The organism is Bacillus sp. C30 (assembly GCF_040838255.1).
In the GTDB taxonomy this organism is placed as follows: Bacteria; Bacillota; Bacilli; order Bacillales; family Bacillaceae_G; genus Bacillus_A; species Bacillus_A mycoides.
This window is the reverse complement of sequence record NZ_JBFPJH010000013.1, coordinates 1-18967: the sequence shown is the minus strand read 5'-3', so window position 1 is coordinate 18967 and position 18967 is coordinate 1. Positions and strand designations below refer to the sequence as shown.

16 protein-coding genes and 1 other annotated feature are annotated in these 18967 nt (G+C 37.6%); of the genes, 14 read left to right on the top strand and 2 right to left on the bottom strand.

Annotation, left to right across the window (positions count from 1 at the left end; genetic code table 11):
• Positions 1 to 235: 235 nt before the first annotated feature.
• From tig to yihA, 5 genes are all read left to right on the top strand, one after another.
• Entirely contained in the window at positions 236 to 1513 is a 1278-nt protein-coding gene (gene tig, locus AB3X49_RS03135) for a trigger factor (protein WP_367960465.1), read from the top strand.
• Positions 1514 to 1777: 264 nt separating this feature from the next.
• Positions 1778 to 3037, top strand: a complete 1260-nt coding sequence (gene clpX / locus AB3X49_RS03130; RefSeq protein WP_000472285.1) for an ATP-dependent protease ATP-binding subunit ClpX — start codon at positions 1778 to 1780, stop codon at positions 3035 to 3037.
• A 106-nt stretch (positions 3038 to 3143) separates the two neighbouring features.
• Entirely contained in the window at positions 3144 to 4814 is a 1671-nt protein-coding gene (gene lonB / locus AB3X49_RS03125) for an ATP-dependent protease LonB (RefSeq protein WP_367960462.1), read from the top strand.
• A gap of 185 nt (positions 4815 to 4999) precedes the next feature.
• Positions 5000 to 7330 carry an endopeptidase La gene (lon, locus tag AB3X49_RS03120; RefSeq protein WP_367960459.1) on the top strand — a complete coding sequence of 777 codons (2331 nt, stop codon included), beginning with the start codon at positions 5000 to 5002 and terminating at the stop codon, positions 7328 to 7330.
• Complete coding sequence (yihA, locus tag AB3X49_RS03115; protein WP_367960456.1) at positions 7327 to 7923, top strand: ribosome biogenesis GTP-binding protein YihA/YsxC; 597 nt, start codon at positions 7327 to 7329, stop codon at positions 7921 to 7923. The genes lon and yihA overlap by 4 nt, the downstream gene beginning before the upstream one ends.
• Before the next feature lie 35 nt (positions 7924 to 7958).
• Here the strand turns inward: yihA and AB3X49_RS03110 are convergent, their stop codons facing one another.
• Together AB3X49_RS03110 and AB3X49_RS03105 are read right to left on the bottom strand one after the other, a co-directional pair.
• Positions 7959 to 8375, bottom strand: a complete 417-nt coding sequence (locus tag AB3X49_RS03110; protein WP_002015349.1) for an organic hydroperoxide resistance protein — start codon at positions 8373 to 8375, stop codon at positions 7959 to 7961.
• A gap of 2 nt (positions 8376 to 8377) precedes the next feature.
• On the bottom strand, positions 8378 to 8830 hold the full coding sequence (locus tag AB3X49_RS03105; protein WP_002015350.1) for a MarR family winged helix-turn-helix transcriptional regulator: 453 nt from the start codon (positions 8828 to 8830) through the stop codon (positions 8378 to 8380).
• A gap of 417 nt (positions 8831 to 9247) precedes the next feature.
• On the opposite strand from AB3X49_RS03105, the gene hemA reads away from it, so the two are divergent.
• From hemA to AB3X49_RS03060, 9 genes are all read left to right on the top strand, one after another.
• The gene (hemA, locus tag AB3X49_RS03100; RefSeq protein WP_002015353.1) at positions 9248 to 10579 is read left to right on the top strand and encodes a glutamyl-tRNA reductase; all 1332 of its coding nucleotides are present in this window, start codon (positions 9248 to 9250) and stop codon (positions 10577 to 10579) included.
• A 17-nt stretch (positions 10580 to 10596) separates the two neighbouring features.
• A complete protein-coding gene (locus tag AB3X49_RS03095; RefSeq protein ID WP_002015354.1) occupies positions 10597 to 11430 on the top strand; it encodes a cytochrome c biogenesis protein in 834 nt (277 codons plus the stop codon).
• A 15-nt stretch (positions 11431 to 11445) separates the two neighbouring features.
• On the top strand, positions 11446 to 12375 hold the full coding sequence (gene hemC / locus AB3X49_RS03090; protein WP_367960452.1) for a hydroxymethylbilane synthase: 930 nt from the start codon (positions 11446 to 11448) through the stop codon (positions 12373 to 12375).
• Between the two features lie 2 nt (positions 12376 to 12377).
• A complete protein-coding gene (gene hemD, locus AB3X49_RS03085; RefSeq protein WP_002088828.1) occupies positions 12378 to 13130 on the top strand; it encodes a uroporphyrinogen-III synthase in 753 nt (250 codons plus the stop codon).
• A 20-nt stretch (positions 13131 to 13150) separates the two neighbouring features.
• A complete protein-coding gene (hemB, locus tag AB3X49_RS03080; RefSeq protein ID WP_367960449.1) occupies positions 13151 to 14140 on the top strand; it encodes a porphobilinogen synthase in 990 nt (329 codons plus the stop codon).
• Entirely contained in the window at positions 14140 to 15429 is a 1290-nt protein-coding gene (gene hemL, locus AB3X49_RS03075) for a glutamate-1-semialdehyde 2,1-aminomutase (protein WP_367960447.1), read from the top strand. The genes hemB and hemL overlap by 1 nt, the downstream gene beginning before the upstream one ends.
• Before the next feature lie 79 nt (positions 15430 to 15508).
• A complete protein-coding gene (gene spoVID, locus AB3X49_RS03070) occupies positions 15509 to 16516 on the top strand; it encodes a stage VI sporulation protein D (protein WP_367960445.1) in 1008 nt (335 codons plus the stop codon).
• A 72-nt stretch (positions 16517 to 16588) separates the two neighbouring features.
• Entirely contained in the window at positions 16589 to 17614 is a 1026-nt protein-coding gene (gene ysxE, locus AB3X49_RS03065; protein ID WP_367960443.1) for a spore coat protein YsxE, read from the top strand.
• Positions 17615 to 17748: 134 nt separating this feature from the next.
• Positions 17749 to 17980 (top strand) — a binding site (T-box leader).
• Between the two features lie 38 nt (positions 17981 to 18018).
• On the top strand, positions 18019 to 18967 hold a 949-nt coding region (locus AB3X49_RS03060), incomplete at its 3' end, for a class I tRNA ligase family protein (protein ID WP_367960441.1).

The following is an 18967-nucleotide window of genomic DNA, read 5'->3' as shown; positions in this document are numbered from 1 at the left end:
TCTGCCTGTTTGTAAGAGAAGAGGAGTATAATTCTCTTACTTAATATGTTTCATATTAGTCTCGAACAAAATATACCGTAGTTGTCTTTTAGACAATTAGTAGATTGGAACATTGTATCTGAAAGCTTTTTGCTAGAGGGTTATTTGTACATTTGTTATTTCAAGAAAGAGATAATAAAAATCTTGATCTATAGAGGTATGTGCATACATTATTATAGTTGGAGGGAAAGAATAAATGTCTACAAAATGGGAAAAATTAGAAGGTAACGTTGGCGTTTTAACAATCGAAGTTGATGCTAAAGAAGTAAATAACTCTATCGACGCTGCATTCAAAAAAGTAGTAAAAACAATTAATGTACCAGGTTTCCGTAAAGGGAAAATGCCTCGTCCATTATTCGAACAACGCTTTGGTATTGAATCTTTATACCAAGATGCTTTAGATATCATCTTACCAAAAGCATACGGTGAAGCAATCGATGAAGCTGGTATCTTCCCAGTTGCTCATCCTGAGATTGACATCGAGAAATTCGAAAAAGGCCAAAACTTAATTTTCACTGCAAAAGTTACTGTAAAACCTGAAGTTAAATTAGGTGATTACAAAGGTTTAGCAGTAGAAAAAGTTGAAACAACTGTAACTGACGAGGATGTAGAGAACGAAGTAAAAGCTTTACAAGAGCGTCAAGCTGAACTAGTTGTTAAAGAAGAAGGAACTGCTGCAGATGGTGATACAGCTGTAATCGACTTCGAAGGTTTCGTTGATGGCGAAGCATTTGAAGGCGGAAAAGGCGAAAACTATTCTCTTGCAATCGGTTCTGGTACTTTCATCCCAGGTTTCGAAGAGCAAGTAATTGGTCTTAAATCTGGTGATTCTAAAGAAGTTGAAGTATCATTCCCAGAAGAGTACCATGCTGCTGAATTAGCTGGTAAACCAGCAACATTCAAAGTAACAATTCACGAAATCAAAACAAAAGAACTTCCTGAGTTAAACGACGAGTTCGCTAAAGATGCTGACGAAGAAGTTGCAACTCTTGATGAATTAAAAACAAAACTTCGTACAAACTTAGAAGAAGGCAAAAAGCACGAAGCTGAGCACAAAGTACGTGACGAAGTAGTAGAATTAGCTGCTGCTAACGCTGAAATCGACATTCCAGAAGCTATGATCGACACTGAGTTAGATCGTATGGTTCGTGAATTCGAGCAACGTTTAAGCCAACAAGGTATGAACCTTGAGCTTTACTACCAATTCACAGGTACTGACGCTGACAAATTAAAAGAGCAAATGAAAGAGGACGCACAAAAACGTGTAAGAATCAATCTTGTTCTTGAAGCTATCATTGAAGCTGAAAACATCGAAGTTACTGAAGAAGAAGTAACTGCAGAAGTTGAAAAAATGGCTGAAATGTACGGTATGCCAGTAGACGCTATCAAGCAAGCTATTGGAAGCGTAGACGCTTTATCTGAAGACCTTAAAGTGCGTAAAGCTGTAGACTTCTTAGTAGACAACGCTGCATAATAAAATAACAAGGCGCGATTTTAATCGTGCCTTGTTTTATAAATATAGAAATATATTTATAAAACTTTTCGATGAAGAAGGAAAAGTGCCTTTGTAAGTCGAATATACATATTTCAAAAGTTTTAAAATTTTTTTATTTGTACATAACTAGTCATATTATTTGTATTTCTCGCTATGTAGTGACATAATATGTATTTACATACGATACATTTATCGTGTACATACGAAGGCAAGAGGTTAGCACTTTGTAAGGGGTGTGAAAATATGTTTAAATTTAATGATGAAAAAGGTCAATTAAAATGTTCTTTCTGTGGTAAAACACAAACACAAGTTCGAAAGTTAGTTGCAGGTCCAGGTGTTTACATTTGTGACGAGTGTATCGAGCTTTGTACTGAAATTGTACAAGAGGAGCTTGCGAAGGACGAAGAAGTAGAATTCAAAGATGTACCGAAACCGGTAGAAATTCGTGAAATCTTAGATGAGTATGTCATCGGACAAGATAACGCGAAAAAAGCACTAGCGGTAGCGGTATATAACCATTACAAACGCATTAATTCTAACAGCAAAATTGATGATGTAGAATTAGCGAAGAGTAATATTTCACTTATTGGGCCAACTGGTAGTGGTAAAACATTATTGGCACAAACATTAGCGCGTATTTTAAATGTTCCATTTGCAATCGCGGACGCAACATCTTTAACAGAAGCTGGATACGTTGGGGAAGATGTAGAAAACATCTTACTAAAACTAATTCAAGCGGCTGATTACGATGTAGAAAAAGCGGAAAAAGGAATTATTTATATTGATGAGATTGATAAAGTGGCACGTAAGTCCGAAAATCCATCAATTACACGTGATGTATCTGGTGAAGGTGTACAGCAGGCACTTCTGAAAATTTTAGAAGGTACTGTAGCGAGCGTTCCACCTCAAGGTGGTCGTAAGCACCCGCATCAAGAGTTTATTCAAATTGATACAACGAACATCCTATTCATTTGTGGTGGAGCGTTTGATGGCATCGAGCCTATTATTAAACGTCGCCTTGGTGAGAAAGTAATTGGATTTGGTGCTGAGAAGAAAAATGCTGATGTAAATGAGAAGCATGTTTTATCTCACGTTTTACCAGAGGATCTTTTAAGATTCGGTTTAATTCCGGAGTTTATCGGTCGTCTTCCAGTTATTGCGAACCTAGAGCCGCTTGATGAAGATGCTCTTGTAGATATTTTAACTAAACCGAAAAATGCACTTGTTAAGCAATTCCAAAAATTATTGGAGCTTGACGATGTTGAGTTAGAGTTTGAAGAAGGTGCACTAGTTGAGATTGCGAAAAAAGCAATTGAACGTAAAACAGGTGCTCGTGGACTTCGTTCTATTATTGAAGGCTTGATGCTTGATGTAATGTTCGAACTTCCATCTCGCAAAGATATCGAGAAGTGTATTCTTACGAAAGAAACAGTAGCTGATAATGAACCGCCGAAATTGGTGTTACAAGACGGTACTGTACTTGATACAAAAACATCTGCATAATGCGAAGAAGAAACAGCAATTTTTATAATTGCTGTTTTTCTTTATGTTTAGCACTATTCCTCCCAGGAAATACTAAAAGGTAAAACATAGCGGGAGGAAATGAATTATGAGCTGGACAAATATATTTTTACTTGTTCAACTTGTTTTTGGCGTAATTGTCGGATTGTATTTTTGGCATTTACTTCGAAATCAGCGAACACAAAAAGTTTCAATTGATCGAGAATCGAAAAAAGAATTAGAGCAGCTTCGTAAAATGCGTGAGGTTTCTTTAACAGAGCCGCTTGCGGAAAAGGTACGTCCTACATCCTTTATAGACATTGTAGGGCAAGAAGACGGGATTAAGTCGTTAAAAGCGGCTCTTTGTGGTCCTAATCCGCAACATGTGATCATATACGGTCCGCCAGGTGTCGGAAAGACAGCGGCAGCACGCCTTGTATTAGAAGAAGCGAAACGAAATCCGAAATCTCCATTTCGTACAAATGCAACATTTATCGAACTTGATGCGACGACAGCTAGGTTTGATGAGCGTGGTATTGCGGATCCATTAATTGGTTCAGTGCATGATCCTATTTATCAAGGAGCAGGTGCAATGGGACAAGCGGGTATCCCGCAACCGAAAAAAGGGGCTGTAACAGATGCGCATGGTGGTATTTTGTTCATTGATGAGATTGGTGAATTACATCCAATTCAAATGAATAAAATGCTAAAAGTGTTAGAAGATCGGAAAGTGTTTTTGGAAAGTGCGTATTATAGTGAAGAAAATTCGATGATTCCAACGTATATACATGATATTTTTCAAAAAGGTTTACCTGCAGATTTTCGCTTAGTTGGTGCAACGACACGTTCACCAGAGGAAATTCCTCCTGCAATTAGGTCGCGTTGTTTAGAAGTGTTCTTCCGTGAGTTAGATACAGAAGAAATTCAAAAAGTAGCGAAAAATGCAGCTGACAAAGTGGAGATGCAAGTAGGTGAGAACGGTATCGAAATGATTGGAATGTATGCAAGAAATGGGCGAGAAGCAATTAATCTCGTGCAAATTTCTGCTGGTATGGCGATAAATGAAGAACGACCTTTCATTAAAGATGAAGATATTGAATGGGTTGTTCATTCTAGTCAGCTTACACCAAAGTACGAAAAACGTATTTATCCAATTCCGAGAATCGGTCTTGTGAACGGGCTTGCTGTATATGGGCCGAATACAGGTGCGTTATTAGAAATTGAGGTAACAGCTATTCCTGTGAAAGATAAAGGATCAGTAAATGTCACTGGAATTGTAGAAGAGGAAAGTATTGGAAATAAAACGAAATCAATCCGCCGTAAAAGTATGGCGAAAGGTTCTGTTGATAATGTGTTAACAGTACTTCGTTCTCTAGATGTGTTGCCAGAAGGGTATGATATACATATTAATTTTCCTGGTGGTATCCCGATTGATGGTCCTTCAGCAGGTATTGCTATGGCAACAGGTGTCTATTCAGCAGTGCATCGTACGTATGTGAATAATGAAGTAGCGATGACAGGTGAGATAAGTATCCACGGAGAAGTGAAGCCTATTGGTGGTGTGTACGCAAAAATAAAAGCTGCGAAAAAAGCGGGAGCTAAGAAAGTCATCATTCCGGCTGAAAACATGCAACCATTTTTGTATACAATAAAGGGAATTGAGATCATTCCTGTTCGCAAATTAAAAGAAGTATTTGAATTAACATTTATGCAGGAAAATATGCATCGTGAGCTTGATGCACATAATGATTTGGACGAAACAGATGCACAATCAATGTGAGAATATACAATAATAAAAATTTGCCAGACTTCGTTTAAGTTTGTATGCTTAAGCGGAGTCTTTTTTCTTTTCGTGAGGCACAAAAAAACAGGGGATTAACAATTGCGAAGAATCTCTGCAATTGCATCTAGATGTATTGTAATATAAAATAGTTGAACAGGAGTTTAATTTATTATGGAGGTGCTATGTCTAGTATGAATACGAATGAAAGAATTGTGCCCCTCCTACCATTAAGAGGCATTCTCGTATATCCAACGATGGTTCTGCATCTTGATGTAGGACGTGATAAATCGATACAAGCACTAGAGCAGGCGGCAATGGATGAAAATATCATCTTTTTAGCAATGCAAAAAGAAATGAATATCGACGATCCGAAAGAAGATGACATATATAGTGTAGGTACAGTGGCGAAAGTGAAGCAAATGTTAAAATTGCCGAACGGTACGCTTCGTGTCCTTGTAGAAGGTTTACATAGAGCAGAAGTAGTAGAGTTTATCGAAGAAGAAAATATAGTGCAAGTTTCTATTAAAACGGTAACGGAAGAAGTAGAAGATGATTTAGAAGAGAAGGCTCTTATGCGTACGTTACTGGAGCATTTCGAACAATATATTAAAGTTTCGAAAAAAGTTTCAAATGAAACATTTGCAACGGTAGCTGATGTAGAAGAACCGGGAAGACTAGCTGATTTAATTGCTTCTCACTTACCGATTAAAACGAAGCAGAAACAAGAGATTTTAGAGATTGTATCTGTGAAAGAACGACTACATACACTTATTTCAATTATTCAAGATGAACAAGAGTTACTTAGCCTAGAAAAGAAAATTGGACAAAAAGTGAAACGTTCAATGGAGCGCACGCAAAAAGAATATTTCTTACGTGAGCAAATGAAGGCAATTCAAACTGAACTTGGTGATAAAGAAGGCAAGGGCGGGGAAGTTGAAGAACTTCGTGAGAAAATTGAACAGTCGGGAATGCCTGAAGAAACAATGAAGGCTGCACTGAAAGAATTAGATCGTTATGAAAAATTACCTGTAAGTTCTGCTGAGAGTGGTGTCATTCATAATTATATTGATTGGTTATTAGCTCTCCCATGGACAACAGCAACAGAGGATATGATTGACCTCACTCATTCGGAAGAAATTTTAAATAAAGATCATTACGGTCTTGAAAAAGTGAAAGAGCGAGTACTTGAATATTTAGCTGTACAGAAGTTAACGAATTCATTAAAAGGGCCAATTCTTTGTCTAGTAGGACCTCCTGGGGTTGGGAAAACTTCGTTAGCTTGTTCTATCGCAACATCGTTAAACCGTAATTTTGTACGTGTTTCTCTTGGTGGTGTGCGTGATGAATCTGAAATTCGTGGTCACCGTCGTACATATGTAGGAGCGATGCCAGGACGTATTATTCAAGGTATGAAAAAGGCGAAAACAGTTAATCCAGTCTTCTTATTAGATGAGATTGATAAAATGTCTAACGATTTCAGGGGAGACCCATCAGCGGCGTTACTTGAAGTGTTAGATCCAGAACAAAACCATAACTTCAGTGATCATTACATTGAAGAGCCATATGATTTATCGAAAGTTATGTTCGTTGCAACTGCTAATACACTTGCAAGTGTTCCGGGCCCATTGCTTGACCGTATGGAAATCATTTCGATTGCTGGTTATACAGAACTTGAAAAGGTGCACATTGCTCGTGAGCATTTATTGCCGAAACAATTAAAAGAGCACGGTTTGCGAAAAGGTAATTTGCAAGTACGTGATGAAGCGCTTCTTGAAATTATTCGTTATTATACACGCGAGGCTGGTGTTCGTACGTTAGAGCGTCAAATTGCAAAAGTTTGCCGTAAAGCAGCAAAAATTATCGTTACAGCAGAACGCAAGCGCATTGTTGTAACAGAGAAAAATATTGTTGATTTACTTGGTAAGCATATATTCCGTTATGGTCAAGCTGAAAAAACAGACCAAGTTGGTATGGCAACAGGTTTAGCTTACACAGCAGCGGGCGGCGATACACTTGCAATTGAAGTGTCTGTAGCGCCAGGAAAAGGGAAATTAATTTTAACAGGGAAACTTGGGGATGTTATGAAAGAATCCGCACAAGCCGCGTTTAGCTATATTCGTTCTCGTGCAGAAGAACTTCATATTGATCCGGATTTCCATGAGAAAAACGATATTCATATTCATGTTCCAGAAGGAGCAGTTCCAAAAGATGGACCGTCAGCAGGTATTACGATGGCAACGGCACTTATTTCTGCACTAACAGGTATTCCTGTAAGTAAAGAAGTTGGTATGACAGGTGAAATTACACTTCGTGGTCGTGTATTACCGATTGGTGGTTTGAAAGAAAAAACATTAAGTGCTCACCGCGCGGGATTAACAAAAATTATTTTACCGGCGGAAAATGAGAAAGATTTAGATGATATTCCAGAGAGCGTAAAAGAAAACCTTACGTTTGTGCTTGTATCTCATTTAGACGAAGTATTGGAGCACGCATTAGTAGGAGTGAAACAATGAAAGTAACAAAAGCAGATATTGTAATTAGTGCCGTTAAACCGGAACAATATCCAGACGGTGATTTACCAGAAATTGCCTTAGCAGGTCGTTCTAATGTCGGGAAGTCTTCCTTTATTAATAAAATTTTAAATCGTAAAAAGTTAGTACGTATTTCTTCTAAACCAGGAAAAACGCAAACGCTGAACTTTTTCTTAATCAATGAAATGATGCATTTTGTTGACGTTCCAGGTTATGGATATGCGAAAGTATCTAAAACAGAGCGCGCGGCATGGGGCAGAATGATTGAGACTTACTTTACAACACGTACGCAATTAGACGCAGCTGTATTAGTAGTTGATTTACGTCACCAACCAACAAAAGATGACATTATGATGTATGATTTCTTAAAGCATTATGAAATCCCAACAATTATTATTGCAACGAAAGCCGATAAAATTCCGAAAGGGAAATGGCAAAAGCATTTCAAAGTTGTAAAAGAAACGCTTGCTGTTGAAATTGGCGATGAAATCGTTCTATTCTCTTCTGAAACAGGACTTGGAAAAGAAGAAGCATGGAAAGCAATTCATAAAATGACAAAAACAAAAAACGCGTGACGAATGTCGCGCGTTTTTTTTTATTTACTAAACTTTTAGCGTACGTTTAATGTAACTTCAATATTTCCTCTTGTTGCTTTAGAGTAAGGACATACACCGTGAGCGGCTTCTACAAGTTCTTGTGCTTCGGCATGAGAAACACCAGCAACATGTACGTCAAGTACAGCAGATAGTCCGAAACCACCATCTGTATCTTTACCGATAGAAACGTGTGCAGTTACTTCTGTACTTTCCACCTTCATACGTTTTGTACGAATTACAAGTTGCAATGCACTATCAAAGCAAGCTGCATAACCAGCTGCAAATAATTGTTCTGGATTTGTTGCTTCTCCGCCTGCGCCACCTAGTGCTTTTGGCATTTTTACATCAAGATTTAATATGCCATCATCTGAAACTACCTTACCGTTTCTTCCACCTGTTGCTGTTACTGAAGCAGTATATAATTTATCCATGTTTATTCCCCTTTTCTGTCATTAATTTTTTTCATTGTTTCAATTAATGTGTTTAATTGGATTAATAAAGAATGATATTCTTGCTCTGTAATGCCTAAATTTGTAGCCATCGTTGTTGGTAATGAACAAGCTATTTCTTTTAAATCTTTACCTTGTTCTGTTAATTCAATACAAACTTTTCGCTCGTCTTCTTTTGAACGAACACGTTGTACAAGTTTTAATGATTCCATACGTTTTAACATAGGTGTTAAAGTACCAGAATCTAAAAATAGACGTTCTCCAATTTCTTTTACTGTTAGTCCGTCTTGTTCCCAGAGTACGAGTAAAGTAATGTACTGGGGATACGTAATGCCCATTTCTTCTAAATAGGGGCGGTAAAAACGGGTAACCTCTCTAGAACAAGCGTAAATAGAAAAACAAAGTTGGTTATCTAGATGCAAAGGATTTTCTTTCATAGGCAACTCCTTGTATTTTTAAATTGTGCACAATTTAATTTTATAAAACCAATATAACGAAAAAGAAATACAATGTCAAATGCATTGTATCGAGAAAGTGAGTACTATATTTTGGAACAATCATACATATTTTCCTTCATGATGAAAGAAGATAGAAAAGATGATGTTATAATTAATATGGAATAGTTTCCATCACTTGATTATGAGGACTTTTTTTGGTAACGTACAAATAGAGTTATTATTTTATAATTATTATAAAGTAGAAAGTTCTTTATTAATCTTACTGAAGCTCCTTTATTACATATGGAGAATAAATAAAAAATAATCAGTTGTTCACACGATTGTCAGATTCATAAGAGGAAAGTTGTATTATGATAGTAGATAAAGTGATAAAACGGGTGAAGGGGGACATGCTGCGTGCATATTCTTGTTGTTAGTGTAAATTATCGAACAGCCCCTGTAGAATTTCGTGAGAAACTCACATTTCAGGCAGCAGAGCTAGAGCAAGCAATGACTATATTACAAAACCAAAAGAGCGTGCTAGAAAATGTCATTGTATCAACTTGTAATCGCACTGAGATTTACGCTGTTGTCGATCAATTACACACGGGACGGTATTACATTAAGAAGTTTTTAGCTGATTGGTTTCAGCTTGAAATAGAAGAAGTCGCACCATACTTGTCTATTTTTGAACAAGATGGCGCAATAGATCATTTATTCCGCGTAACGTGCGGTTTGGATTCTATGGTTGTTGGAGAGACGCAAATTTTAGGTCAAATAAAAGATAGCTTTTTAGAAGCACAACAAGTAAAAGCGACAGGTACAATTTTTAATGAGTTGTTTAAGCAAGTGGTTACGTTAGCAAAACGTGCGCACTCAGAAACAACGATTGGTGAAAGTGCGATGTCTGTTAGTTATGCTGCTGTTGAGCTCGGAAAGAAAATATTTGGCGATTTAACAGATTGTCATGTACTTATTCTTGGTGCGGGTAAGATGGGTGAACTTGCACTGCAAAACTTATACGGAAGCGGAGCTCGTAAAGTAACGGTTATGAATAGGACGCTTACGAAAGCGGAAGTGATGGCTGAGAAATATATGGGACATGCAAAGCCTTTAAGTGAATTGCAATGTGCATTATTAGAAGCGGATATTTTAATTAGTTCAACGGGTGCATCAGAATATGTCATTACGAAAGAAATGATGACAAAAGTAGAGAGAATGCGCTCTGGTCGTCCGTTATTTATGGTTGATATTGCAGTACCACGTGATATTGATCCGGCGATTGATGAATTAGAAGGCTCTTTCTTATATGATATCGACGATCTGCAAGGTGTAGTTGAAGCAAACCGTGCTGAACGTTTAAAAGAAGCAGAGAAAATTCAATTTATGATTGAAGAAGAAATGGTTTTATTTAAAACGTGGTTAAGTACGCTAGGTGTTGTACCGTTAATATCAGCTCTTCGTGATAAAGCGCTAGCAATTCAAAGTGATACGATGGAAAGCCTTGAGCGAAAAATACCAAACCTTAGTGATCGTGAGAAAAAAGTAATTAGTAAACATACGAAAAGTATTATTAACCAATTGTTAAAAGACCCAATTTTAGTAGCTAAAGAATTAGCTGTTGAAGAGGGAGCTGGCGAAAAATTAGCTTTATTTGCGAAGATTTTTGATTTAGAAGTGGAAGAAGCGGGAAATACGGAAGAAGTAGAACATAAAAGAGCGTGGACACCATCCGTTCCATCTTTATAACTTGGAAGGATGATCGGATGAGTTTTTTAAATAACAGTATTATTTATCATATTGCAATTATTTTATATGCTTGTAGCATTAGTTTATATTTTATAGATTATTTCCAAAGTAACCGAAAGGCGAACCGCTTTGCTTTTTGGTTACTTTCGATTGTATGGGTTCTGCAGTCTATCTTTATGTTGCTTAGGGCTACAGATTCAGAAACGAATCCTATTTTAACTTTATTATCAGGGATTTATTTTTATGTTTGGTTATTGATTACGATGTCATTAGTCATTAATCGATTTATGCGTATTGACTTTTTAGTCTTTTTTACAAATGTTGTAGCATTTGGCGTAAGCGCTTTTTCTATTTTTACACCGCTCGGGAAGATGTCGCCAGTACTTGCAGAGCAATTAGTTTCAGAACTTGTATACGTGCATGTCGGTATGGCGATTATTTCTTATGCAACGTTTACTGTATCGTTTATTTTTTCTATTATGTATTTATTGCAATACCGACTATTAAAAAAGAAAAAGTGGAATGCGAGATTAAGAAGATTAGGAAATTTGCCGAAGCTTGAATCTATGTCTTACGGATTAAATTTATTTTCTGTTCCGTTTTTCTTATTAGCAATTATATTAGGATGCATATGGGGATATACAAAATTGGATAATTTCCATTGGTATGATACGAAAGTAATTGGGTCTTTTGTCGTTCTATTTGTATATTGCGTGGGCTTATATTTACGAGCAGCAGATGTGTTGCAAGGTAAGAAAATTGTGCAGTGGAATATCGGGGCATTTCTCGTAATGCTAGTTAACATTTTTCTATTAAGCAGTTTATCTAATTTCCACTTTTGGTATTTATAATGAGGAGAGAGAATTATGCGCAAAATTATTGTAGGTTCACGAAAGAGTAAACTAGCATTAACACAAACTAATTGGTTTATTGATCAATTAAAAGCGCTTGGTTTACCATATGAATTTGAAGTGAAAGAAATCGTCACAAAAGGTGATGTTATTTTAGATGTTACTCTTTCAAAAGTAGGCGGAAAAGGTTTATTTGTAAAGGAAATTGAACATGCGTTACTTACGAAAGAAATTGATATGGCTGTACATAGTATGAAAGATATGCCAGCTGTACTTCCAGATGGATTAACGATTGGTTGTACGCCAAAGCGCGTTGACCCTCGTGATGCTTTTATTTCTAAAAACGGAGAATCGTTTAAAGACTTAGCAGAAGGCGCGATCTTAGGAACGAGTAGTTTGAGACGTAGTGCACAACTACTAGCTGCGAGACCAGATTTACAAGTGAAATGGATTCGCGGGAATATCGATACACGCTTACGTAAGTTAAAAGATGAAGATTACGATGCAATTATTTTAGCGACAGCTGGATTACAGAGAATGGGCTGGGACGGAGAAGTTATTACAGAACATTTAGATGAAACGTTATGTGTACCAGCCGTAGGACAAGGTGCATTAGCGATTGAATGTCGTGAGGATGATACGGATGTACTTCAGTTGTTAGCGCATATTAATGATGCAGTAACAGAAAGAACAGTGGCTGCTGAACGAGTATTTCTTCATAAACTTGAAGGTGGATGCCAAGTTCCAATCGCTGGATATGCAACGCTTAAAGAAAATGATGCAATCGAATTAACAGCGCTTGTCGGTTCTATGGACGGTTCTGTTTTATTGAAAGAGATAGTAGTAGGTAATGATCCGAAGCAAGTTGGATTAGAGGCTGCGGACCGTTTAATTAAACAAGGAGCAAAAGAGCTCATCCTTGCTGCAAATAAGGAGCAACAATAAATATGAACGCTCTCGCTGGCAAAACAGTATTGATTACACGTGCCCAGCACCAAGCGAAACAAATGAGTGTAGCAGTGAAAGAAAGGAGCGGAATTCCATTGGAAATTCCGCTTTTGCGTATGGAAGGTACGTCTCATAGGCAAATTCAACATATAGCAGGGCAGCTACATTCGTATGACTGGGTTATTTTCACGAGTAAAAATGGTGTAGCTTTTTTTCTAGATAGTTTGAGAAAGAAGCTCCCCGGACCGATTAAAATTGCTGCAGTAGGCGTGAAAACAAAGTTAGAGTTAGAAAAGCGAGGCTATCAAGTAGATTTTGTTCCCACTGCATTTGTTGCAGAAGTATTTGCAGAAGAGTTTGTAAAAAAACTAAGTGGAAACGAATGTATTTTATTTCCGAAAGGGAATTTAGCAAGAGATGTTATTCCAGTTAAACTCCGGGAAATGGGTGTTTCTCTAGAGGAGCTAATCGTATACGGTACGAAAGAAAATGTAATGAAAAAGCAAGAGCTTATAGTAGCGTTAGAAGTAGGGAAAGTAGACATTATTACATTTACGAGCCCTTCAACTGTTGATAGTTTTGTTCGTTTACTTGAGGGTACAAACTGGAGAGAATGGACGAAAAAATGTACAATTGCTTGTATAGGACCTATTACGGAAAAAGAGGCGAACCTCTATTTTCCACATGTTATTGTGCCAAAAGAGTACACTGTAGAAGCATTACTGCAATGCATTTGTGAATCTATAAAATAAAAGAATGGGGATAGAAATCTATGAATTCTTTACAATTTAATCGTCATCGTCGTTTAAGACAAAGCGGGGGCATGCGTGCGCTTGTACGTGAAACATTTTTACATACAGAAGATTTTATTTACCCTATTTTTGTATTAGAAGGAGAAAATACTCGTAATGAAGTTCCTTCTATGCCAGGCGTATATCAAATGTCTTTAGATTTATTGCAAGCTGAAATGCAAGAGGTCGTTGATTTAGGTATTCGTTCTGTTATTGTATTTGGTTTACCTGCTGAAAAGGACGAAGTTGGATCATCGGCATATTGTGAGCATGGAATTGTACAGCGTGCAATTAAGCAAATTAAAGATGAGTTCCCAGAGCTAGTAGTAGTTGCAGATACATGTTTATGTCAATTTACAAGCCATGGTCATTGCGGTGTTATTGAAGATGGCGTTATTTTAAATGATGAGTCTCTTGCAGCTCTTGCAAAAACAGCTGTAAGTCAAGCGAAAGCAGGGGCAGACATTATTGCACCATCTAACATGATGGACGGATTCGTAACAGCAAGTCGCCATGCATTAGATGAAAATGGTTTCGCGCACGTACCAGTTATGTCGTACGCTGTGAAATATTCATCAGCATTTTACGGACCGTTCCGTGATGCAGCACATGGTGCACCGCAGTTTGGTGACCGTAAAACATATCAAATGGACCCAGCGAACCGTATGGAAGCATTTCGTGAAGCAGAATCAGATGTAATGGAAGGGGCCGACTTCTTAATTGTAAAGCCAGCTCTTTCTTATCTAGATATCGTTCGTGATGTGAAAAATAACTTTAACTTACCAGTCGTTGCTTATAACGTAAGTGGTGAATATTCGATGATTAAAGCAGCAGCACAAAATGGTTGGATTAATGAAAAAGAAGTTGTACTTGAGAAATTAATTAGCATGAAACGCGCAGGAGCAGACTTGATTATTACGTATCATGCAAAAGATGCAGCAAGATGGTTACAAGAAGGAGGCGCTAAATAATGAAAAAATTTGATAAATCGATTGCGGCGTTTGAAGAGGCTCAAAATTTAATGCCTGGAGGCGTAAACAGCCCTGTTCGTGCTTTTAAGTCTGTTGGTATGAATCCGCTGTTTATGGAGCGCGGAAAAGGCTCTAAAGTATATGATATCGATGGGAATGAATACATCGATTACGTATTATCGTGGGGACCTTTAATTCATGGTCATGCGAATGATCGTGTTGTTGAGGCTTTAAAAGCTGTTGCTGAAAAAGGAACAAGCTTTGGTGCACCAACAGAAATTGAAAATAAATTAGCGCAGCTTGTTATCGAGCGTGTACCATCAATTGAGATTGTGCGTATGGTTAACTCTGGAACAGAGGCGACAATGAGTGCACTACGTTTAGCTCGTGGTTACACTGGACGTAACAAAATTTTGAAATTCATTGGTTGTTATCACGGTCATGGTGATTCTTTATTGATTAAAGCAGGTTCGGGTGTAGCAACGCTAGGTTTACCAGATAGCCCTGGTGTACCAGAAGGTGTAGCGAAAAATACGATTACAGTAGCGTATAACGATTTAGAAAGTGTAAAATATGCTTTCGAACAATTCGGTGATGACATCGCTTGTATAATTGTAGAACCAGTGGCAGGGAATATGGGTGTTGTTCCCCCTCAACCAGGGTTTTTAGAAGGACTTCGTGAAGTGACAGAGCAAAACGGTGCACTACTTATTTTTGATGAAGTAATGACAGGATTCCGTGTTGCTTATAATTGTGGACAAGGTTACTACGGTGTAACTCCTGACTTAACTTGTTTAGGTAAAGTAATCGGTGGTGGCTTGCCGGTAGGAGCATACGGTGGGAAGACAGAGATTATGCGTCAAGTTGCACCAAGCGGACCGATTTACCAAGCTGGAACATTATCGGGTAATCCACTTGCAATGACAGCAGGTTATGAAACGTTAGTGCAGTTAACGCCAGAATCATATGTGGAATTTGAGTGTAAAGCAGAAATGTTAGAGGCTGGACTACGTAAGGCAGCTGAAAAGCATAATATCCCGCATCACATTAATCGTGCAGGTTCTATGATTGGTATTTTCTTTACAGATGAGCAAGTTATTAATTATGATGCAGCAAAATCTTCAAACTTAGAATTCTTTGCAGCTTACTATCGTGAAATGGTAGAACAAGGTGTATTTTTACCACCTTCTCAATTTGAAGGTTTATTCTTATCGACAGCACATAGTGATGCAGATATTGAGGCGACAATTGCGGCGGCCGAAATTGCAATGTCAAAATTAAAAGCATAATTTCTTAGAGAAAATCGCTTTCCATTAGGGGAGCGATTTTTTTTATTCATAAAGTAGCCTTAGGGAACATAAATCTGTAATGACATATAGTTTGGGAGGGGGAAAAGAAGTGGCAACAGATCATTCATTACGATTTTCATTAAAAGAATCTGTTTGGTTCCAGAAGGGACAGGAAGTCGAAGAACTTTTGTCAATTTCGTTAGATCCAGACGTTGAGATAGAGGAGCTCGATCATGAAGTTATCGTGAGGGGGCAATTAGATTTAACGGGAGAGTACGTTGCAAGGCAAGATGATTCAGCTTATTCATTAAGAGAGCTATCACCAGCAAAGGCAATTGATTATGTAGAAACAAGGGCAGACGGGGTTAATGAGCTTGTCCATTCCTTTCCGCTCGAAATATCAATTCCAAGAAATCGAGTGAAAGTAATTGAAGAATTATATGTATCAATCGAGGAATTTGATTATGAATTAAAGGAAAATGGTTGCTTACAACTATTAGCGGATATATCTATTACAGGTTTATGTGACGAAGAAAGAACCGAGGATGAAGAGGAAGAGACGGTGTATGCCGAGTTGGAAGCTGATTCAGCTGAAGAGGATGAAAGTAGACCTGCGCCGCACGAAGAGGTACCAGCCTATAAAGAATCAGATGGATGGGAAGATTATGCATTTGAGCCGTTTCAGTTAGAAGAAAGAAAAGAGCAAGAAATAGAAGAAGAGGCATTAGAAGAACATGAACTTGTGGAGCGTGAAGAGGAGCAAGAAAAGACGCCACAATTTGAATTGTTCGGGCGGAAAAATTTCAAGAAAGAAAAAGCGAAAAAGCAGGAAGAGCCAGAGGAAGAAGCATATTCACAGCGAGATGAAAATGCACTTTATTTAACGAAATTATTTACGAAAGAACCAGAAGAAGAATTTACGAAGTTAAGAATGTACTTCGTACAAGAAGGAGATACAATTGAATCGGTTGCAGAACGTTATGAAACGACTGTACAAAGCCTATATCGTGTAAATCAATCAGAAGATATATATTTAACTACAGGGCAAATTATATATATTCCTGTTTCAAAAGCAACAGTGAAATAAGTGAGTGAGTTTTTTCACTCACCTCTTTTCTTTTCCTAGAAGCTATGTTTTGAATAAGAAAGGGTTATTCGTATGGATATTGAATTACGAAATCGCTATGAACCCATTGTGAGGCAATATAGATTGGACACTCAGCATATGGAAGAGCACGGAAGTGTAATGAAAATTTATACGAATCAAGGTCCGTATGCGTTAAAGAAAATACAAGATAGAAAATTAGAGCGGAATAATTTTTTACACCATATTCAATATTTGAAGGAGAAAGGTTTTTCGAATTATGTACCTATCTATCACACGACGGACGGGAATTATGTTTTAAGTGATGGGGCGTATAGCTATTATTTAATGCCTTGGTTAGAACGTGCGGAAGGAAATGGCGAAGATAATGATCAATACCATAAGATGTTTCAAACGCTCGGGACGTTGCATCAAAAAACGGTGAAAGAGGAGACTTATACAGAAGAAGATTTAGAAAAACATTATACAAATATATCCGACCGTTGGGAAAATGATGGCGAGATATTAGAAGAGTTTCTCATAGAATCTGAAGCGAAGTGGTATATGTCTCCATTTGAATTACAATATTGTACGTATTATCACCACGTTATGAGAGCACGTGAGTTCGCAACGAAACAATTAAGTGAATGGCATGATGCAATGAAAGAAAAGGGAAAAACACGTACTACTTTCGTACATGGAAATGTATCGCTTAATCACTTTTTATTTGATTATGAACGAAACGGTTATTTTATTAGTTTAGAAAAGTCTCAGTTTGCTACACCGGTACAGGATATCGTCAGCTTTTATTCAAGGTCTTTGAACACATATCCAATTGCGCGGAGCGACCGCTTTGAATGGTATCAAATGTATCAAAAAAATTTTCCGTTTACGAAAGAGGAGCAGCTTCTTATGTTTGCGTATATGACGTACCCGTCGCATTTTATTCGGCAAATTCAGTCGTATACGAAAAGAAGAAAGAGTCGTAATGAAGAAAATGAGCTTCGCGGGGTAAAAATTCTGCAGCAATCGCATTGGCTCATTAGTAATACAGAATATTTCCTTTCGCAATTACAAGCTGCCCAGCAAGGGAACGGATAAAGAAGATAAGTAGGGAGAACCCTGCTTATCTTTTTTTATTAGTTCCATAAAGAGATAAAAGCCGTAGTTACAAATTTATCTTGACGAATAAGGTTTCGTTTTTTACACTATTGTATATAATAATTAACAATCACATAAATGCATTGAAGGGGAAGAGTATAACATGAAACGTCTTCAGAGAGGGGAACCATTGGCTGGGAGGTTCTCTAGATAGTTATGTTAGAAGGTAGCCCTGGAGCATCTTTTCTGAACGGAATGATTCTTATTAGGAAAAGACGGATTTGTCCGTTATCAAATTAAGAGTATAAGCAAATTCTGAATTTGTTTGTAAATAAAGGTGGTACCGCGATGTCCCTCGTCCTTTTTTGGATGAGGGGCATTTTTTATTTTAAGGAGGGAAAATAATGTCAAACACGGAAAATAATTTACCAACTAAATATGATCATATGTCCGTTGAAGAAGGCCTTTACAAGTGGTGGCTTGAAGGCAAATATTTCGAAGCAACAGGAGATGAGAAGAAACAACCATATACAATTGTAATTCCACCTCCGAACGTAACTGGTAAGTTACACTTAGGTCACGCTTGGGATACGACGCTTCAAGATATTTTAACTCGCACAAAGCGTATGCAAGGTTACGATGTATTATGGCTTCCAGGAATGGACCATGCTGGTATCGCAACGCAAGCGAAAGTAGAAGGAAAACTTCGTGAAGAAGGTATTTCACGTTACGATCTTGGTCGTGAGAAATTCCTTGAAAAAGCTTGGGAATGGAAAGAAGAATACGCTTCTCACATTCGTCAACAATGGGGGAAAGTTGGTTTAGGACTAGACTATTCTCGTGAACGCTTCACATTAGACGAAGGTTTATCTAACGCTGTTAATAAAGTATTCGTTCAATTATATGAAAAAGACTTAATTTACCGCGGTGAGTATATCATCAACTGGGATCCAGCAACACGCACAGCTCTTTCTGATATTGAAGTAATTCATAAAGAAGTTCAAGGTGCATTCTACCATATGAACTATCCGTTAACAGACGGTTCTGGTCACATTCGCCTTGCAACTACTCGTCCAGAAACAATGCTTGGTGATACAGCGGTAGCAGTTCATCCAGAAGATGATCGCTACAAACATTTAATCGGAAAAACAGTTACACTTCCAATCGTAGGCCGAGAGATTCCGATTATTGCTGATGAATACGTAGAAAAAGACTTCGGAACAGGCGTTGTGAAAATTACACCAGCTCATGACCCGAATGACTTTGAAGTAGGTAACCGTTATGACTTACCACGTATTTTAGTAATGAACGAAGATGGAACGATGAACGAAAAAGCTGGTAAGTATAACGGTA